This window comes from Massilia genomosp. 1 (genome assembly GCF_011682185.1).
GTDB classification, from domain to species: Bacteria; Pseudomonadota; Gammaproteobacteria; order Burkholderiales; family Burkholderiaceae_D; genus Telluria_A; species Telluria_A rubra.
In genome coordinates, this window is sequence record NZ_WHJF01000021.1 from 14,328 (window position 1) to 32,665 (window position 18,338).

The following is an 18,338-nucleotide window of genomic DNA, read 5'->3' on the forward strand; positions in this document are numbered from 1 at the left end:
CGGAGGCGGCCGGCCTGGCAGCGGACGCTTGACCTGGCCACAGCGGATGCGCCCGCCCGGACGCGACGCGACCTGGCCTGGCGCGGCCCGGCCTGGCGCGGCCCGGCCTGGCGCCTCCAGATTGATGTCAGCCGCTTATCACCACCCCCCCTCCCCCCCTTCTTCACGTCGCCACGTAGCAACACACAGCCGCCCGTCGCCTGGAGCGACATCCCGCAATCGACCACCAGCGCCACGTCCACCGCATCGGGCGCCGGCACGGCTGACCCGCCCAATCGGCAAAAAGGACTTCCCAAAACGGCCACCAACGGTTAACTTACTAACTTTAATCATTTGCCAACGGTCTTTGGCCGCGGGCATTGTCCCTCTCCATGACTTTGAACGCCGATCAAATCCTCGCACTGGCGCCCGATGCGAGTTCCGCCAAAGCCGGCAGCGAGCTGGCCGGACCCGCCAAGTGGGGCAACCTGGGCCGGACCGACAGCGCCGTGTGGGGCGAGTGCCAGGGCAGCGGCAAGGTTCCCTACCGCACCCAGATCGACCTCGGCGAACCGGCCTTCAAGTGCTCCTGCCCGAGTCGCAAGTTTCCCTGCAAGCATGGCATCGGCCTGTACCTGCTACTAGCCGGCAACGGCCCGCTGTTTGCGGCCGCCGCGCCGCCGCAGTGGGTCAGCGACTGGCTCGACAGCCGCCAGCAGCGCACCGAGAAAAAACTCCAGGGCGCCGCCGACAAAGCCGCCGCCACCACGCCCGAGCAAGCCGCCACGCAAGCGGCCGCCGCGCAAAAGCGCGAGGAAAAGCGCGACAACAAGGTCGCAGCCGGCATCGTCGAGCTGCAAACCTGGCTGGAAGACCTGGCGCGCGAGGGCTTGTCGACCCTGCGCGCGCGCGGCCCGTCGTTCTGGAACGACATTGCCGCCCGCATGGTCGACGCCCAGGCCGGCGGCCTGGCTGCGCGCCTGCGCCGCGCCAGCGGCATGTGCTTCGATACCAATCTGCCCGACTGGGAAACCCGGCTGGCGCGCGAACTGGCGTCGATCTACCTGCTCGGCAGCGCCTGGCGTCGCCTGCCGGAACTGGCGCCGGCACTGCAAAGCGACGTGCGCGCCCTGGTCGGCTGGAACGTCAGCCAGGACGACGTACTGGCCCAGGCCGGCGTACAGGACCGCTGGCAGGTGCTGGCCCAGCACACCAGCGACAACGACCGCGTGCATGCACGCACAAGCTGGCTGCGCGGGCAAGCAAGCGGGCGCTGGGCGATGATCTTGCAATACGCCGCCGGCAGCGCGGGCTACGACAAGGTGCTCGCACCCGGCACCCAGTTCGACGGCGAACTGTGTTTCTACCATAGCGCTTACCCGCTGCGCGCCCTGATCAAGCAGCAGGATGCCTTTGGCACGCTCGACACAACGCTGGCGAGCGCCCCCACCCTGGACGCCTCGCTGGCCGCCTGTGCCGACGCCCTGGCGCGCAACCCCTTCCTCGAGCGCTTTCCATTGTTGCTCGACGCCGTGGTGCCGCACGCGGGCCAGGCGCCCCATCTTGCGTGCGCCGATGGCCGCATTCTGCCGCTGCACGCGCTGTTTCGCCACCTGTGGCCGCTGCTCGCGCTCAGCGGCGGCCACCCGGTCACGGTGATGGGCGAGTGGGACGGCTACGGCATCGTCCCGCTTGCCGTCTTCGCCGAAGGCCGCTTGCATCATTTTGACAACGAGACCGTAGCATGAGTTCCCCGCTCCCGATAAAAATCCATCAAACCCTGCAGATCGGCACCTCGCGCGCCGCCCCCGGTTTCGACGAGGACTTGCCGCTGGCCCTGCGCGACAGCGTGTACGGCCGTCCCGGCGCGAACGCCGCGCCGAAAGAGGAAAACCTGTGGCTCTCGCTGGCCGCGCATGCCCTGTGGCAGCGTGCCGGCTACCAGCCCGACAGCGCCGGGCCAGGCGCGCCGCTGACGCCGTCGGGCGACAGCGATGCCTTGCGGCCCTGCCCGGCGCAAGCCGAAAAGGCACTGGCGCTGTTGCTGCTCGATGAATATCCGCAAGTGCGCCCCGAATGGCTGCGCCTGGCCAACGCCCACCGCTGCCGCCTGCCGCCGCGCTTGCTGCCGGGCGTGCTGGACCTGGGCACCTCGCAGCGCCCCCTGCGCACGCCGATCGAAGGCGTGCTGGGCGCCCGCGGGCACTGGCTGGCGCAGCAGAATCCCGACTGGAACTGGGTCGGCGCCGACTCCAGTGATGTTCAGGCATTGTGGGAAAACGGCAATATCGAACAGCGCGCGCAGGCCCTGCGCGACATGCGTGTAAGCGAAGCCGGCGCCGCCCTGCTGGCCCTGCAAGCAACCTGGACCAGCGAAACCCCGGAGCACCGCGCCACCCTGCTCGGCTGCCTGTCGGTCGGCCTGAGCCTGGCCGATGAAACTTTCCTGGAAAGCGCGCTCGACGACAAGCGCAAGGAAGTGCGCACCGTGGCGCAGCGCCTGCTGGCCGGCCTGCCCGGCGCGCAACTGGCAAGGCGCATGCGCGAGCGCGCCATGCCGCTGCTGCGCGTCGAACGCAACGGCGGCACGCCCCACCTGCTGGTCGAGGTGCCGCAAGAGCGCGACAAAAGCATGCAGCGCGACGGCGTCGGCGCCGGCCTGTATCCCGCCATGGGTGAAAAATCGGGCTGGCTGGTCGATATCCTGGCCGCCGTGCCGCCGACGCACTGGTCGAACACCTTCGATGCCTCGCCACGCACCTGCCTGGCACTGGCCATGGCCAGCGAGTTCAAACATACTTTGCTGCTGGGCTGGTCGAGCGCGCTGCAGCGCAGCCTGCAAGCCGGCTACGATGCCGGCCTGCACGCATGGTTCACCGCCTTCCTCGACCTGTACCTGAAATCGACCGGCATCCATACCCACATGCCGCGCGACTTCTTCAGCCTGTTCGGCGCCCTGCCGCCGGACGCCGCCGACGACTTGCTGCGCACCCTGGTCGAGGCCACCCCGGCCGCCTGGATGCGCGCCCATTCGAGCCTGATCGACCTGCTCGACGATGCCGCCAAGAATGCCAATCGCAACTGGCCGCTGGCCTTGTCCAAGGCGGTGGTCGGCCGCATCCAGGCCGGTTGCGCGGCCAACACGCTGCAAAGCTGGTCGCTCAGCTACACCATGGCCACGCTGGCGCTGGTACTCGACCCGCTTGGCATCGAGGACTACGAAAACGGCTGGCCGAAAGACATCCCCGAATTTGCGCAGTGGGAAGAGACGGTCGACAAATTCCTGCGCACCCTGCGTTTCCGACACGATATGTACTTACCTTTTCAGGAGCACTCTGCATGACCGCCATTTCTACCATCCTGCGCCAGCACGCCGAAACGCAGTACGCCGAGGAACTCGCAGCGCTGGCTGCGGCCGATACGCGCCAGCGCCCGCCGCGCTGGAAGCTGTCGCCCTGGGCCGTGTCCAAGTACTTGCTGGGCGGCACACTCGAGAATGGCGTGGAAATCAGCGCTAAATATATCGGTAATGCGCGCATCATCGAGATCGCCGTCGCCACCCTGGCGACCGACCGCGCCCTGCTGCTGCTCGGCGTGCCGGGCACGGCCAAGTCGTGGGTGTCGGAACACCTCGCTGCCGCCATCAGCGGCGATTCGACCATGATCGTGCAGGGAACCGCCGGCACCAGCGAGGAAGCGGTGCGATTCGGCTGGAACTACGCGCAGTTGCTGGCCAAGGGGCCGTCGATGGAAGCGGTGGTGCCGAGCCCGATCATGCGCGCCATGCGCGACGGCAAAATCGCCCGGGTGGAAGAATTGACCCGCATCCCGAGCGAAGTGCAGGACAGCCTGATCACCATCCTGTCGGAAAAAATGCTGCCGATCGCCGAACTCGACGACGAAGTGCTGGCGCAAAAAGGCTTCAATATCATCGCCACCGCGAACGACCGCGACCGTGGCGTGAATGAACTGTCGAGTGCGCTCAAGCGCCGCTTCAACACCGTGGTGCTGCCGCCCCCGGCCACCGCCGACGAGGAAGTGCGCATCGTCGAAACCCGCGTGGCCAGCCTCGGCCGCGCGCTGGAGTTGCCGGGCGAAGTGCCGGCGCTGGAAGAAATCCGCCGCGTCGTCACGGTGTTTCGCGAATTGCGCGCCGGCCTCACCACGGACGGCAAGCGCAAGATCAAGGCGCCCAGCGCCAGCATGAGCACGGCCGAAGCGATTTCGGTCATTACCAACGGCATGTCGCTGGCCGCCCACTTCGGCGACGGCACCATGCGCGGCGCCGACGTGGCCGCCGGCATGATCGGCGCCATCGTCAAGGACCCGGTCCAGGACCGCGTGGTCATGCTGGAATACCTCGAAACCGTGGTCAAGGAACGCGAAGGCTGGAAAGACCTGTACCGGGCCTGCCGCGACGTGATGAATTGACTGGCCGATGAGCGTTCATTTATTCGGCATCCGCCACCACGGTCCGGGCTGCGCGCGCAGCCTGGCGCAAGCCCTGCAGGCGCTGCAACCGGACTGCATCCTGATCGAAGGCCCGCCCGAGGCCGACGAGCTGATCGCCTTTGCCGCCGATCCGGCCCTCAAGCCGCCGGTCGCGCTGCTGGTCTACGTGCCGGCCACGCCGCAGCGCGCCGTGTTTTACCCGTTCGCCGAGTTCTCGCCGGAATGGCAAGCCATGCGCTACGCCACCGCCAACGGCGTGCCGGTGCGCTTTTGCGACTTGCCGCAGACGCATCGTCTGGCCGAAGAGGAAGTTGCCGAGGCTGCTCCAGCCGGGACCGGCGAGGATGAGGACAAGGACGAGGGCGCGGACCAGGACGCCGCCGTGCAAGCGCCGCCCGGGACCGGGACCGACACCGAGGCGCTGCACCAGGACCCGCTGCACTGGCTCGCCCACGCCGCCGGTTTCTCGGACACCGACACCTGGTGGGAGCACCTGGTCGAGCAGCGCGCCGACAGCCTCGACCTGTTCGCCGCCATCGCCGAAATGATGAGCACGGTGCGTACCGACATCGCCGCCCCTCCCGATCTGCGCGAGCAGCAGCGCGAAGCATGGATGCGCAACGCCATCCGCCTGGCCGAAAAACAAGGTCACCAGCGCATCGCCGTGGTCTGCGGCGCCTACCACGTGCCGGCCCTGGCCAGCATGCCGTCCGCCAAGAGCGACAACGACTTGCTCAAGGGCTTGCCCAAGGTAAAACTGGCCGCGACCTGGACCCCGTGGAGCTACGGCCGCCTGGCGTTTCGCAGCGGCTACGGAGCGGGGGTCAGCGCGCCCGGCTGGTACCATCATCTGTGGAATCACCCGGCCCAGGCCAGCCTGTACTGGCTGACCGACGTCGCCATGTTGCTGCGCAAGCACGACCTTGATGCATCCTCGGCCAGCATCATCGAAGCGGTGCGCCTGGCCGACACGCTGGCGGCGATGCGCGAACGGCCCCGTGCGGGCCTGAGCGAATTGCAGGAAGCGGTACGCGCCGTATTTTGCTACGACAGCGACGCCCCGCTGCGCCTGATCCACGACGCCCTGCTGATCAACGACCGTCTCGGCGAGGTGCCCGAAGGCGTGCCGACCCTGCCGCTGTCGCAGGATGTGCAGACCCAGCAAAAACGGCTGCGCCTGCCGGTCAAGGCCGATCACAGCCAGCTCGAACTCGACCTGCGCCAGCCGGCGCACCTGGAAAAAAGCGTGTTGCTGCACCGCCTGGCGCTGCTCGGAGTCGAATGGGGCCGCGCCGAAAGGGTAACCGGCAAGTCCGGCACCTTCCACGAATGGTGGCGCCTGGCGTGGGAGCCGGAATTTGCAATTCGCCTGATCGAAGCGAACGTCTGGGGCGGCACCGTGGAAGCGGCCGCCACCGGCAAGGCGGTCAGCCAGGCCAATGAAGCGACCACCCTGCCCGAGCTGACCGCCCTGATCGAACAGGTGCTGCTGGCCGACCTGCCGCGCGCGGTCGACTTGCTGATGCGGCGCATCCAGGAAGTGGGCGCGTTGACGCCCGATGTCGGCTTCATGCTGGCGGCCTTGCCGCCGCTGGCCGGCGTACTGCGCTACGGCAGCGTGCGCGGCACCGATACCAGCGCCATCGGCCAGGTGGTGGACGGCCTCGTCACGCGCGCCTGCATCGCCCTGCCCTTCGGCGTGCTGGGCATGGCCGACGAGCCGGCGGCGGTGCTGGTCAAGCAGCTCATCGCCGCCGATCGCGCGATCCGCCTGATCCAGGACAACGCACTGCTGGAGGCATGGTTCGACGCGCTCGACCAGGTGGCGGGCAATGAACTGTCGCATCCGCTGATCAGCGGGCGCTGCGCCCGCATCTTGTCGGAGCAAGGGCACTGGGACCAGGAGCGCACCGCGCGCGCCCTGGCCTTGCGCTGCTCGCACGCCAGCGCGCCGCTGGCCAGCGGCAACTGGCTGGAAGGCTTTTTGCAGGGCAGCGCGGCCTTGCTGCTGCACAACGACAGCCTGTGGACCCTGGTCAATACCTGGATCAACGGCCTCGATGCGGACAGCTTCGTCGAACTGCTGCCGCTGCTGCGCCGCACCTTTGGCGCGTTCGAGGCGCCGGAACGGCGTCAACTGAGCGAACGCGCCGGCAGCGCCGGGGGCGCGGTCGGCATCGCCGCATCAGGCGGCAACATCGATGAAGCGCGCGCCAGGCTGGTGCTGCCCGTGCTCGGGATGATCCTCGGCGCCAGCGCAGTGACACCGGCATCGACAACGCAGGCCCATCATGGCGCATGACATCACCCCGCAGGAACAAACGCGCCGCTGGCGCATGGTATTGGGCAGCGAGCCGGGCCAGCCGGAAGTCTCGCTCGGCGTGGACGACCTGGCCATGGACCGGGCGCTGTCGGCCCTGTACAACCCGCCATCGGGACGCGGCGCCGGGCTCGGCGCGTCGGCGCCGAACGTATCGCGCTGGCTGGGCGACATCCGCCAGTATTTTCCATCGAGCGTGGTGCAGGTGATGCAGAAAGACGCGCTGGAGCGGCTGGGACTGGAGCAAATGCTGCTGGAACCCGAGATGCTCAAGGCGGTCGAGCCGGACGTACACCTGGTCGCCACCCTGCTCAGTTTGAACAAGGTGATGCCGAACAAGACCAAGGAAACGGCGCGCATGGTGGTGCGGCAAGTGGTGGAAAAACTCGAACGCAGGCTGGCCAGTCCGTTCCGGCAAGCGGTGACGGGGAGTTTGAACCGGGCCACGCGCAACCGCCGCCCGCGCCATCACGAAATCGACTGGCTGCGCACGATCCGCGCCAATTTGCGGCATTACCAGCCCGAGTACCGGACCATTATTCCGGAAACGCGGATCGGGTTCGGGCGCAAGGGGCAATCGCTGCGCGATATCGTGCTGTGCATCGACCAGAGCGGATCGATGGCGCCGTCGGTGGTGTACGCCAGCGTGTTCGCGGCGGTGCTGGCCACGATCAAGGCGGTCAGTACGCAGGTGGTGGTGTTCGATACGGCGGTGATCGACCTGACGCCGCTGCTGGCCGATCCGGTCGATGTGCTGTTCGGTACGCAGTTGGGCGGCGGGACGGATATCAATCGGGCGCTCGGGTATTGCCAGGGTTTGATCTCACGGCCGACCGATACCATTTTCGTGCTGATCAGCGATTTGTACGAGGGCGGGAATAACAACGAAATGCGCAGGCGCGCGGCGGCGCTGGTGGCGGCCGGGGTGCAGGTCATTGTGCTGCTGGCGCTCGACGATAACGGGGCGCCCAGTTATGACCACGCGAATGCGGCGTATTTTGCCGCGCTGGGTGCGCCGTGTTTTGCGTGTACGCCCGATTTGTTCCCGGAGTTGATGGCGGCGGCGATCAAGCGCAGCGATCTGGGACAGTGGGCGGCGGAAGTGGGGATTGTGGGAGTGAAGCCGTAATCGTCGTTCCCGCGCAGGCGGGAACGACGGATTGATAGCTAACAAAAGAACGACGGAGCGCGGGTTGGCGTCTACGGCGCGATCGAATTCGCCTCATACGCCCCGATATCGAGCGCGCCGGTTACCGGGCGGCCGATCCAGAACGCCACATGCTTGTACTGCGCCACTGGTTTTAGCACATACCCAGTGGCCGACACGCCCGGATCGGTTCCCGCATTGACCACCAGCGGCGATGGCGTCGGCCGCAAATCATACGTGGCGCGGTTCACAAACCCCGGCGCCACCGAGCGGTAATTGGTCTTGGCCACCGTACTGACCTGCGAGCTCAAGGTCCCGATCCCCGAAAAGATATTATTCTGCAGCAGAACCGGCTTGGTCACGCCCCCGCCCACCATCACGAACACGCCGCGCGCGGTATCGTCGTTGAGGAAGGTGTTATTGACCACATACAGATCATGTCCGGCGTTCGACGCCCCCTCTTCCCCATACGCCAGCATGGCCCCGTTTTGATTGGCCGCCGGCTGCTCGATCACATTCCCGATCACGTACGAGGTACCGGCATTCGGCAAGTCGATCTCGTAACTCGGCTGGCCGGCCGCGGTCGAACCGGTTTCGCCCGGGCGCAAGCTGGAAAAGCGGTTATACAGGATATAGTTGGTCAGCGCGCGCGACTTGAGGTTATGCCCGACGTTGGCGTCATGCGAAAAATTGCGGCGGAACATCAGGCTGCGTACCGTGCCGATATACAGATTGTGGGTCTGTCCCGTGCCGTAACCATTGCGCCCGAATTCGGTGCCTTCGATAACGACATCGCTGGCCGCATTCGCGCCGCTGAGAATGCCATTCTCGTTATCGTGCAGGAAGCTGTTGAGCAAGGTGAAGCCGGCGCCCTCCAGGCGCAAGGCTGCGCCATTGCGGTCAGGCACCTTGGCCCCATACATTTCCACGTTGGCGATCAGCACGTTGTTGCCGACCACCACCCAGATTGCTTTCCCCATCGCATTCTTGCCTGCGGCATCGATTTTCGGACGACCATGTACGCCCCGGATGGTGAAGTTGCTGGCATAAATGCCGCACACGTCGCCACTGTAGACCACGCCACCTTCGATCTCGACGGTGTCGCCATTCTTCGCTGCGGCAATCGCGGCGCAGGGTTTGGCGTAGGTCTTGCCCGGCCCGACCGACAGCAGCGCCGCCGAGGCGCACGCCTGCACGCCGAATACCGCCACCGCCGACACGCAAGCAGTGCGCAGAATAGTTTTGCTCATCATTTTTTTGTCTCCTGGGAGCAGGTGGACGCACCAAGGCATCTCCTGCGAAAAATCAACTGGGAATATGACCGTTGTCAATGCGTCATGCGGCGTATGGTAACCGCAAGCCGTCGATTCTACGAGGATATGAGCGGGGCGAGCGCGCCCCAGCGCCGCTCAGGGCACCTGGACGTTGTAGCGCTTGCCGAGCTTGCGCAGTTCGCCGCTGTCGACATAGGCATTGAAGGCGCGGTCGAAGCGACCACGCATGACGTCGTATTCGGGACGCTTGGGGAAGGCAAAGAAGCCGCGCTGCAGGGAAATGGTGCGCCCGACCGGCAACACTTTGCCTTCCAGCGCCAGCAGTGGAATGACCGGCTCGGTATTGCGCACATTGCTGGCGAATAAATCCACGCGCCCGTGCGAGAGCATGGTCAGCGCCGACTCGACCGAATTGGTCACGCTGACCGTCAATTGCTCTCGCGCGGCATTGAATTCATCCCCGTAAGCCCAGCCGTTGATGATCACGATGCGCTTCTCGCGCAAGGAGGCGTAGCTGCCGTCCCAGGCAAACGGCGCATTGCTGCGCGAGAAGAACACCATCTGGTCCTGGTAAAACGGACGTTCGGAAAACGCAAACGCGGCCAGGCGTTCAGGCGATTTGTAGGGGCCGACGAGAATATCGGCCTGGCCCTGCGCCACCATCGACTGCGCGCGCGCCCACGGGTACAGCTCGAAATACACCGGTTGCCCGAGTTCGCCGGCAATGGCGCGGATGATCTCCACCGCCATGCCCGAGAATTCGCCGTTGGCGCGCTCGTACACGCGCGCGAAATGGGCGCCGACGACCAGCAACTCGCGCGGACCGGAACGGGCGGTGGCGACCGGCATGGCGAGCGCCGCCGCCGCACCAAGCATCAGGGCGCGCCGGACAAGATCGACAGGGGAATCGGAGCGTTTCATGGCAGCCATTGTGTAGACGATAAAACAATTGTACTGCCGCCAACGCTCCCGGGGGAATTACTTGACGGTCACTTTAATCGACTTGCTCATCGGCGTGCCGTAGGACTGGTGCGCACCGTTGGCGAACTGCATGGTCAGGGTGTATTCGCCGGGCGCCAGCTTGACCTCGGTCTCGGTCTGCCCTTTGCCGAAGTGCAAGTGCTTGTCGTCGAAGGGAATCGACTCGCCTTCCTTGATGGCGCCGCCGTTGATGACCAGGTGGTGGTGGCCGGAATTGGCGACAGGGGCGCCGGCCGGCTTGACATCCATGCCATCGACGGCGAACTTGACCTTGAACGGGCTTTTGACGGTCGCGCCGTCCGCCGGCTCGACGAAGGAGACCGATTGCGCCGACGCGGCGGCGGCGACCAGCAGGGAGGCGGAAAAGACGAGGTGCTTGATGAACGATTTCAAGTGGATTCCTTTGCGGTTGGTAAGAGGCTTGTTGGCGTGGCGCAGGCCGATACTTGCCTATTCTGCACGACAGCGCCACGAAAGCGCCACACCCTGGTGCCTATCTCAACAGATAGGCCTAGTCGTTTTTAATGACGATGTTGGGGAACTTGCTGCTCATGTCTTTCGCCTTCTCGGCGATCTTGATGGCAACCTTGCGCGCGATCTCCTTGTAGATCTGGGCCACCGGGCCATTCGGCTCGGCCACCACGGTCGGGCGGCCCGAATCGGTCTGCTCGCGGATCGACATGGTCAGCGGCAATGCGCCCAGGAACTCCACCCCGAAGTCGGCGCACATTTTGGCGCCGCCGCCGTGACCGAAAATGGCTTCCGTGTGGCCACAGTTCGAGCAGATGTGCGTGCTCATGTTTTCCACCACGCCAAGGATCGGAATGCCGACTTTTTCGAACATTTTCAAGCCCTTGCGCGCGTCGAGCAAGGCGATATCCTGCGGCGTGGTGACAATCACCGCGCCCGTGACCGGCACTTTTTGCGACAGGGTCAGCTGGATGTCGCCGGTGCCTGGCGGCATGTCGACGATCAGGTAATCGAGGTCGCGCCAGTTGGTTTGCTCAAGCAACTGTTGCAAGGCTTGCGTGACCATCGGGCCGCGCCACACCATCGGCTCGTCCGGATCGATCATGAAGCCGATCGACGACACCTGCAAGCCGTGGTTCTCCAGCGGCTCCATGGTCTTGCCGTCCGAGGTTTCCGGGCGGCCGCTGATGCCGAGCATCATCGGTTGCGAGGGGCCATAAATGTCCGCATCGAGCACGCCCACGCTGGCGCCCTCGGCCGCCAGGGCCAGTGCCAGGTTGACCGCCGTGGTCGACTTGCCCACGCCGCCCTTGCCGGACGCCACCGCGATGATGTTCTTCACGTTCGGCATGATTTTCAGGCCTCGCTGCACCGTGTGCGAAATAATCTTGACATACACGTTCGGATTGACCCGTCCCGCGCCCGGCAGCGCCTGCAAGGCGGCCACTATGGCGCTGCGGATGCCGTCGATCTGGCTTTTGGCCGGATAGCCGAGTTCAACGTCGAGCGCGATGTCGTTGCCGTCGAGCTTGATATTCTTGATCGCCTTGGAAGAAACGAAATCTTTCTGCGTGTTCGGATCGATAACCGCCGTCAGTGCCTGCTTGACGTCTTCTACTGTGATGCTCATGTAAATCTCCAAGGAATATGATGCCGAAACATGCAGAAGTTTAGCGCAATTCGCCCTGCCCGGCCTTGCCTGAATGGCAAATCCGGGCAAAGCCCCGTGCGCAGTCGGGTCATCCGCTGGTAAAATGCTCCTCTGTATTTCCTAATAAACTTATTAAAAAGCGCATCTTAACCATGACTCGCAAGCTGTTCGTCACCACCGCCCTGCCTTACGCCAACGGAGCTTTTCATATCGGCCACATGATGGAATACATCCAGGCCGATATCTGGGTACGCTTCCAGCGAATGCAACGCGACGCCGACGGCCAGCGTGGCGACGCCCGGCGCGAAGTTCACTTCGTCTGCGCCGACGACACCCACGGCACGCCGATCATGATCGCGGCCGAAAAGGAAGGCATTACGCCCCAGGAATTCGTGGCCAGGATCGCCGCCGACCGCCCGCAATACCTGGACGGCTTCCACATTGCATTCGATAACTGGTACTCGACCGATTCGCCGGAAAACGTGGAGCTGTCGCAAGGCATCTATCGCAAACTGCGCGATACCGGCCTGATCGTCACCAAGACGGTCGACCGCTTCTTCGACCCGGTCAAGGGCATGTTCCTGGCCGACCGCAACATCAAGGGCGAATGCCCGAAATGCGGCGCCAAGGACCAATACGGCGACAATTGCGAAGTGTGCGGCGTGGCTTACCAGCCGACCGAACTGGTGAACCCGTTCTCGGTGTTTACTGGCTCGACCCCGATCCTGAAACCGTCGGAACAGTATTTCTTCGCCCTGTCCGACCCGCGCTGCTACACCTTCCTCAAGGAATGGCTGAACACGCCTGGCCGTTTGCAGCCGGAAATGGTCAATAAAGTGTCCGAGTGGCTCGGCGAAGCCGGCGAGAAGCTGGCGGACTGGGATATTTCGCGCGACGCGCCCTACTTCGGTATCCCGATTCCCGATGCGCCGGGCAAGTTTTTCTATGTCTGGCTGGACGCGCCGGTCGGCTACCTGGCCAGCCTGAAAAACTACTGCAGCAAGAAAGGGATCGATTTCGACGCCTTGCTCAATGATCCGGACACCGAGCAAGTCCACTTCATCGGCAAGGATATCGTGTCCTTCCACCTGCTGTTCTGGCCCGCGATGCTCAACTTCGCCGGGCACCCGGTGATCGACAAGCTCAAGGTCAACGTACACGGCCACCTGACCCTGAACGGCGAAAAGATGGCCAAGTCGCGCGGCACCGGCATTTCGCCGCTGCGCTACCTGGACCTGAAGATGAACCCGGAATGGCTGCGCTACTACATCGCCTGCAAGCTCAATGCCAAGGTAGAAGACCTCGACTTCAACGGCGACGATTTCATGGCCCGCGTGAATAGCGACCTGATCGGTAAATACGTCAACATCGCCAGCCGCTGCGCCGGCTTCATCACCAAGCACTTCGACGGCAAGCTGGTGTCCACCTTGTCGCCCGATGCACAGCAATTGATCGGACGCGCGCTGACGGTCGACGGCAAGGAACGCCAGGCGAGCATCGCCGCCAACTTCGAAAACCGCGAATACGGCAAGGCGCTGCGCGAAATCATGGAAATCGCGGCCATCACCAACCAGTACATCGACGACAACAAGCCATGGCTGCTGGCCAAGGATCCGGAAAAAATGGCGCAGCTGCATGATGTGTGCAGCACGTCCCTGATCCTGTTCCGCCAGATTACGATCATGCTCGCGCCGGTGCTGCCGCAGGTGGCCGCCAAGGTCGCCGCCTACTTGCGCGACGATCAATGGAGCTGGAGCGATACGACGGGCGCCGCCGTGTACGAAACCATGCTCGGCCGTGAAATCGGCGTGTACGACCACCTGATGACCCGCATCGACCCGAAAATGGTGGAAGCGCTGATCGACAAGCCGCCCGTGGCGGCTGCCCCCGCAGCGGCGCCAGTTGCGGTTGCGCCAGTGCTGGAAGCGCCCGTCGCCGGCGACATCGACGCCATCGCACCGACGATCGAGTTCGACGATTTTGTAAAAATCGACATGCGCATCGCCAGAATCGTCCACTGCGAAGCGGTGGACGGCTCCGAGCGGCTGCTGCGCCTGACCCTGGACGTGGGCGAAGGCCGCCATCGCAACGTGCTGTCCGGCATCAAGTCGGCCTACACGCCCGAGCAACTGATCGGCAAGCTGACGGTGATGGTGGCCAACCTGGCACCGCGCAAGATCGGCAAGTTCGGCAGTTCCGAAGGCATGGTCCTGTGCGCCTCGGCAGCCGACGAGAAAGCCAACCCTGGCTTATACGTCCTGGAACCATTTCCGGGCGCGCAGCCGGGCATGCGCATCGGCTAAGGACGCGCATGAACCTGGTGGTGCGCCCGGCGGACGACGACGACGCCCAACTGATCGCCGACCTGACCCGGGCTTCCTGGGCCGGGACGGTGACGGTGACCTCGAGCGGCCACCGCGAAACCGCCCAGCGCGTGACCGAACAGCTGCGCGCCGGCGGCGCCTTCATCCTGCTGCAGGACGACGCCCCGGTCGGCTCGGTGCGCTGGGCGCCGCACGAGTTCGAACCGGACGTGTGGGAAATCCGGCGCATGGGCGTGCTGCCGCGCTGCCGCGGCGCCAACCTGTCGCAACACCTGCTCGAAGCGGTCATCCACCAGGGCCTGGCCAGTGGCGTGCAGGAACTGCGGCTGGCCGTGCGCGACGACCAGCCCAGGCTGCTCGACCTGTACGCCGCTTACGCATTCGAACTGGCCGACGAACTCGACTATTCGCACGCCAACGCGGCCGAACCGCCGCCGCGCGTGATGCGGCGCGTGCTGCGCCACTAAAAATCCATCCTTGCAACGAATGAGCGCGTCAATACCGGAACGCCGAGCGCCAGCGCCCCAAGCGGGAGACTATAATGTCGCGCTTGACGAGAAAAACAACATGCCTCGCGAATTGGCCGCCAGCACCACGGCGCCGGAGCGGGGTGGTGGGCCAGGCGCCCGAACCTTCTTACTTTTGAGTGGTATCTATGAGCGAATTGACTTCCTTGAGGCACATCCCGCACGCCAACCTGTTCCGCAAAGGCGACGTGTTCGTACTGTTCGGCGAGCTGTTCGGCCGCGGCTATGCTAACGGCCTGATCGATGAGGCACGCAAGGCCGGCATGACCATCGTCGGCATCACCGTCGGCCGGCGCGACGAAAACAACGCGCTGCGCGCACTCAACGAAGAAGAACTGGCCGAAGCCGAAGCCAAGCTGGGCGGGCGCATCATCAACGTGCCGCTGATGGCCGGCTTCGACCTCGACGCACCCGAAGGCGAACAGAACCCGACCGAGATGCTGGCCGGCATCACCCTCAAGGGTTGGCAGGAAGAAAAACTGGACTGGGCCGCGGTCGAACGCTGCCGCGACGTCGGCGTGCGCCGCTTCGCCAGCTCCGCCGCGCAAGCCATGGCCGAGATCGACAAGCTGATCCCGGACGGCAGCAATGTCTTCTTCGCCCACACCATGGCCGGCGGGATTCCCAAGATCAAGGCTTTCCTGGCGATCGCCAACCGCATCTACAAGGGCCGCGGCGAGCGCTTCATGTCCTCGCGAGAACTGCTCGACAGCGACCTCGGCAAGCTGATCTTGATGAACTTCGACGAAGTCACCGCCAACACCCTGCAACACCTGATTACCGCCAGCGCCGCTATCCGCGAGCGCATCACCGCCAAGGGCGGCCAGGTGCGCTACACGGCGTACGGCTACCACGGCAGCGAAATCCTGATCGACGCCACATACCAGTGGCAAACCTACACCAATTACACCCAGGGCTACGCCAAAATGCGCCTGGAGAGCGTGGCGCAGGCTGCCTGGGCGCAAGGGATCGCCGCAACGGTGTTCAACTGCCCTGAAATCCGTACCAATTCATCCGATATTTTTGCCGGCGTCGAGCTGTCGCTGTTCCCCTTGCTGAGCGCGCTCAAACGCGAAGGCGGCGCCGCCTGGGTCGAACAGCAATGGGCCGTCTGCCAGGAGTTGCTCAACGACGGCGTCTCGCTGCAAAACCTGATCGACCAGATCGAGGCCTACAACAACGACCCGGTCAGCGCCAGCTTCCGCAACTTCGACGCCTGGCCGATGGACAACACCCCGGCCCTGGCCGAGGTGATGATCGGCACCTCGGACGCGATGACCAAGCTGCACAGGGACCGCAAGGCCCTGATCACCGACCACCTGAGCGCGCTGGTGCTGGAAAGCGCCGGCCCGCTGATGTTTTACGGCGCCGCCGAGAAAATCGCCCCGGTGGTGTGGCTCAATCACGACATCATCGCCAAGCAACTGAACGCACTGCACCCGTAAGCGTCCGCAACGCCCGGTCGTCGGGCTGCCAGTGGCGCCCGACGAATTCCCCCTGCCGCCTTGCTCGCGGTAAAATAGCATTGTCGCTACCCATGTCGCTACCCGCGTACCATTATGAAACTGACCAAACAATTCCAGCTCTACGAATCCGACCACACCAAGTTCATCCGCGAGCTCAAGGCCAAGCATCCCGAGATGGAAGCCGGCCAGATCGCCGGCCGCGCGCTGCTGTGGGACAAGGCGCCGATCACCCTGGCCGACCAGGATAAAACCAAGGAATCGCGCGTCCAGCAGCAAGCTTACGTGTACCAGAATAAACTCTGACGGTTCAGGGCGAGACCATGTTGCCAGAAGAGGCGGCGACGGAAGAACTCGCCACCGAGCCGGATGGCTCGCTCAGCGACGCGCCCGCCGCCCCGGCCGAACTGCCGGCGGTACTTGAGACGCCGCCCGAGATGCCCGCGTTTGCCCGCCTGTACGGCGAACCGCTGCTGCGCATGCCGACCGACCTGTTCATCCCGCCGGACGCGCTCGAGATCTTCCTGGACGCCTTCGAAGGTCCGCTCGACCTGCTGCTCTACCTGATCCGCAAGCAAAACTTCAACATCCTCGATATTCCGATGGCGCAGGTCACCCTGCAATACCTGAAATATGTCGACCAGATCCGCCTGCACAACCTGGAACTGGCCGCCGAATACTTGCTGATGGCCGCCATGCTGATCGAAATCAAGTCGCGCATGCTGCTGCCGCAGCGGGTCGCCGACGACGACCTGCTCGACACCTACGACCCGCGCGCCGACCTGGTGCGGCGCCTGCTCGACTACGAGCAGATCAAGCTGGCAGCGTACGAAATCAACGCCATACCCCAGCTCGACCGCGACTTCACCCGGCCCTCCCTGTTCGTCGAACAAAGCAACATTCCGACCTGGCCCGAGGTGGACCCGCTCGACCTGCAGCGCGCCTGGCTGGACGTGCTCAAGCGCGCCAAGCTGACCCAGCACCACCGCATCAGCCGCCAGGAACTGTCGGTGCGCGAGCACATGACCTCGATCCTGCGGCAACTGCAAACGGCCCGCTTCGTCGAGTTCGCCGACTTGTTCCAGGGCCAGGGCGGCGTGCCGATCGTGGTCGTCCACTTCGTGGCCATGCTGGAACTGGCCAAGGAAACCCTGATCGAAATTACCCAGGCCGAGCCGTTCGCGCCGATCTACGTGCGCCTCGCCTACTCCCCGGCATAAGCCGATTCATTTGATACCCGTTTGAGGAAAGCCCCATGAAAATCATCTCTTCCGTTGAAGAACTGCGCGACCAGCTCAGCGGCCAGCTGCGCACGGCCTTCGTGCCGACAATGGGCAACCTGCACGAAGGGCATCTCTCGCTGATGCGCCTTGCGCGCAAGCATGGCGACCCGGTGGTGGCCTCGATCTTCGTGAACCGCCTGCAATTCGGCCCGAACGAAGACTTCGACAAATACCCGCGCACTTTCCAGGCGGATGTGGAAAAACTGGAAAAGGAAGGCGTCTACGTGCTGTTTGCGCCGACCGAAAAGGACTTGTACCCGGAGCCGCAGGAATTTCGGGTCAGCCCGCCGCAAGACCTCGGCAACACCCTGGAAGGGGAATTCCGCCCGGGGTTTTTCACTGGCGTGACCACCATCGTGCTGAAACTGTTTTCGTGCGTGCAACCGAAGGTCGCCGTCTTCGGCAAAAAGGATTACCAGCAGCTCATGATGGTGCGCAACATGAGTCGTCAATTCGCCTTGCCGACGCAAATCATCGCCGCCGAGACCTGGCGTGCGGACGACGGCCTGGCGCTATCGTCGCGCAATATGTACCTGTCGGCGGCGGAGCGGGCTGAAGCGCCGGCGCTGTACCAGAGCCTCAATGCCGTGGCAAACGAAGTCCGATCGGGCCACCTGGACATCTTCCAGCTCGAACATAAAGCGATGGAAGAACTGGCGCGGCGCGGCTGGAAGCCGGACTACATCTCGATCCGCAAGCAAAACGACCTGCAACCGCCGAGCGCCGGCGACCTGGCGCAAGGCGCGCCGCTGGTGGTGCTGGCGGCGGCCAAGCTCGGCACCACCCGCCTGATCGACAACCTCGAAATCTGACCCATTGCAAAACCGGCGGCCGGCGCACCACCGGGGTCAGCGCTCTGACTCTCAATTTTGTTAAATTTCGCCACACTTAGCTAATGCCGACACCTTTTGTCGGCATTAGCTAAGTCAGTCCACGATATCGTCGCGTCGTCGCCACATCCGCCAAC

The 18,338-nt window shown here is 64.3% G+C and carries 15 protein-coding genes; 11 read left to right on the forward strand and 4 right to left on the reverse strand.

Going from position 1 to position 18,338, the window contains the following annotated elements:
- Window positions 1–377 precede the first annotated feature (377 nt).
- The 5 genes from F1735_RS10330 to F1735_RS10350 are packed head-to-tail and all read left to right on the forward strand — an operon-like array spanning window position 378 to window position 7,880.
- Entirely contained in the window at window positions 378–1,727 is a 1,350-nt protein-coding gene (locus F1735_RS10330) for an SWIM zinc finger family protein (protein ID WP_167236850.1), read from the forward strand.
- Complete coding sequence (locus F1735_RS10335) at window positions 1,724–3,322, forward strand: DUF5691 domain-containing protein (RefSeq protein ID WP_167236851.1); 1,599 nt, start codon at window positions 1,724–1,726, stop codon at window positions 3,320–3,322. The genes F1735_RS10330 and F1735_RS10335 overlap by 4 nt, the downstream gene beginning before the upstream one ends.
- A 5-nt stretch (window positions 3,323–3,327) precedes the next feature.
- On the forward strand, window positions 3,328–4,410 hold the full coding sequence (locus tag F1735_RS10340; protein ID WP_373888498.1) for an AAA family ATPase: 1,083 nt from the start codon (window positions 3,328–3,330) through the stop codon (window positions 4,408–4,410).
- 7 nt (window positions 4,411–4,417) lie between these two features.
- Complete coding sequence (locus F1735_RS10345) at window positions 4,418–6,733, forward strand: DUF5682 family protein (RefSeq protein ID WP_167236853.1); 2,316 nt, start codon at window positions 4,418–4,420, stop codon at window positions 6,731–6,733.
- Entirely contained in the window at window positions 6,723–7,880 is a 1,158-nt protein-coding gene (locus F1735_RS10350) for a VWA domain-containing protein (protein WP_167236854.1), read from the forward strand. The genes F1735_RS10345 and F1735_RS10350 overlap by 11 nt, the downstream gene beginning before the upstream one ends.
- Before the next feature lie 71 nt (window positions 7,881–7,951).
- On the opposite strand, the gene F1735_RS10355 is transcribed toward F1735_RS10350, so the two are convergent.
- From F1735_RS10355 to apbC, 4 genes are all read right to left on the reverse strand, one after another.
- Window positions 7,952–9,148 (reverse strand): hypothetical protein, encoded by a 1,197-nt coding sequence (locus F1735_RS10355; protein ID WP_187364211.1) that lies wholly within the window; start codon window positions 9,146–9,148, stop codon window positions 7,952–7,954.
- 159 nt (window positions 9,149–9,307) lie between these two features.
- Window positions 9,308–10,093 (reverse strand): substrate-binding periplasmic protein, encoded by a 786-nt coding sequence (locus F1735_RS10360; RefSeq protein WP_229505704.1) that lies wholly within the window; start codon window positions 10,091–10,093, stop codon window positions 9,308–9,310.
- Window positions 10,094–10,150: 57 nt separating this feature from the next.
- The gene (locus F1735_RS10365) at window positions 10,151–10,552 is read right to left on the reverse strand and encodes a DUF4399 domain-containing protein (RefSeq protein ID WP_370664093.1); all 402 of its coding nucleotides are present in this window, start codon (window positions 10,550–10,552) and stop codon (window positions 10,151–10,153) included.
- A 112-nt stretch (window positions 10,553–10,664) separates the two neighbouring features.
- Complete coding sequence (gene apbC, locus F1735_RS10370; RefSeq protein WP_167236855.1) at window positions 10,665–11,753, reverse strand: iron-sulfur cluster carrier protein ApbC; 1,089 nt, start codon at window positions 11,751–11,753, stop codon at window positions 10,665–10,667.
- Window positions 11,754–11,926: 173 nt separating this feature from the next.
- Here apbC and metG point away from each other — a divergent pair, with 173 nt between their 5' ends.
- The 6 genes from metG to panC all read left to right on the forward strand — a co-directional run bounded on the left by metG (window position 11,927) and on the right by panC (window position 18,183).
- Window positions 11,927–14,077 carry a methionine--tRNA ligase gene (metG, locus tag F1735_RS10375; RefSeq protein ID WP_167236856.1) on the forward strand — a complete coding sequence of 717 codons (2,151 nt, stop codon included), beginning with the start codon at window positions 11,927–11,929 and terminating at the stop codon, window positions 14,075–14,077.
- A gap of 8 nt (window positions 14,078–14,085) precedes the next feature.
- Complete coding sequence (locus F1735_RS10380; RefSeq protein WP_166886896.1) at window positions 14,086–14,565, forward strand: GNAT family N-acetyltransferase; 480 nt, start codon at window positions 14,086–14,088, stop codon at window positions 14,563–14,565.
- A gap of 188 nt (window positions 14,566–14,753) precedes the next feature.
- Window positions 14,754–16,070, forward strand: coding sequence for an enoyl ACP reductase FabMG family protein (locus F1735_RS10385; RefSeq protein WP_167236857.1), 1,317 nt, complete (start codon window positions 14,754–14,756; stop codon window positions 16,068–16,070).
- 114 nt (window positions 16,071–16,184) lie between these two features.
- Window positions 16,185–16,394 (forward strand): DUF3460 family protein, encoded by a 210-nt coding sequence (locus F1735_RS10390; RefSeq protein ID WP_167236858.1) that lies wholly within the window; start codon window positions 16,185–16,187, stop codon window positions 16,392–16,394.
- A 17-nt stretch (window positions 16,395–16,411) separates the two neighbouring features.
- A complete protein-coding gene (locus tag F1735_RS10395; RefSeq protein ID WP_167236859.1) occupies window positions 16,412–17,308 on the forward strand; it encodes a segregation and condensation protein A in 897 nt (298 codons plus the stop codon).
- Between the two features lie 35 nt (window positions 17,309–17,343).
- Window positions 17,344–18,183, forward strand: a complete 840-nt coding sequence (gene panC / locus F1735_RS10400; RefSeq protein ID WP_166886888.1) for a pantoate--beta-alanine ligase — start codon at window positions 17,344–17,346, stop codon at window positions 18,181–18,183.
- The last annotated feature ends 155 nt before the right edge of the window (window positions 18,184–18,338 follow it).

What these genes read in the sequence shown, in the direction of transcription:
- metG (WP_167236856.1), top strand. Translation starts at nt 11,927, where the DNA reads ATGACTCGCAAGCTGTTCGTCACCACCGCCCTGCCTTACGCCAACGGA.
- F1735_RS10380 (WP_166886896.1), top strand. Translation starts at nt 14,086, where the DNA reads ATGAACCTGGTGGTGCGCCCGGCGGACGACGACGACGCCCAACTGATC.
- F1735_RS10385 (WP_167236857.1), top strand. Translation starts at nt 14,754, where the DNA reads ATGAGCGAATTGACTTCCTTGAGGCACATCCCGCACGCCAACCTGTTC.
- F1735_RS10395 (WP_167236859.1), top strand. Translation starts at nt 16,412, where the DNA reads ATGTTGCCAGAAGAGGCGGCGACGGAAGAACTCGCCACCGAGCCGGAT.
- F1735_RS10360 (WP_229505704.1), bottom strand. Translation starts at nt 10,093, where the DNA reads ATGAAACGCTCCGATTCCCCTGTCGATCTTGTCCGGCGCGCCCTGATG.
- apbC (WP_167236855.1), bottom strand. Translation starts at nt 11,753, where the DNA reads ATGAGCATCACAGTAGAAGACGTCAAGCAGGCACTGACGGCGGTTATC.
- F1735_RS10335 (WP_167236851.1), top strand. Translation starts at nt 1,724, where the DNA reads ATGAGTTCCCCGCTCCCGATAAAAATCCATCAAACCCTGCAGATCGGC.
- panC (WP_166886888.1), top strand. Translation starts at nt 17,344, where the DNA reads ATGAAAATCATCTCTTCCGTTGAAGAACTGCGCGACCAGCTCAGCGGC.
- F1735_RS10355 (WP_187364211.1), bottom strand. Translation starts at nt 9,148, where the DNA reads ATGAGCAAAACTATTCTGCGCACTGCTTGCGTGTCGGCGGTGGCGGTA.
- F1735_RS10345 (WP_167236853.1), top strand. Translation starts at nt 4,418, where the DNA reads ATGAGCGTTCATTTATTCGGCATCCGCCACCACGGTCCGGGCTGCGCG.
- F1735_RS10390 (WP_167236858.1), top strand. Translation starts at nt 16,185, where the DNA reads ATGAAACTGACCAAACAATTCCAGCTCTACGAATCCGACCACACCAAG.
- F1735_RS10350 (WP_167236854.1), top strand. Translation starts at nt 6,723, where the DNA reads ATGGCGCATGACATCACCCCGCAGGAACAAACGCGCCGCTGGCGCATG.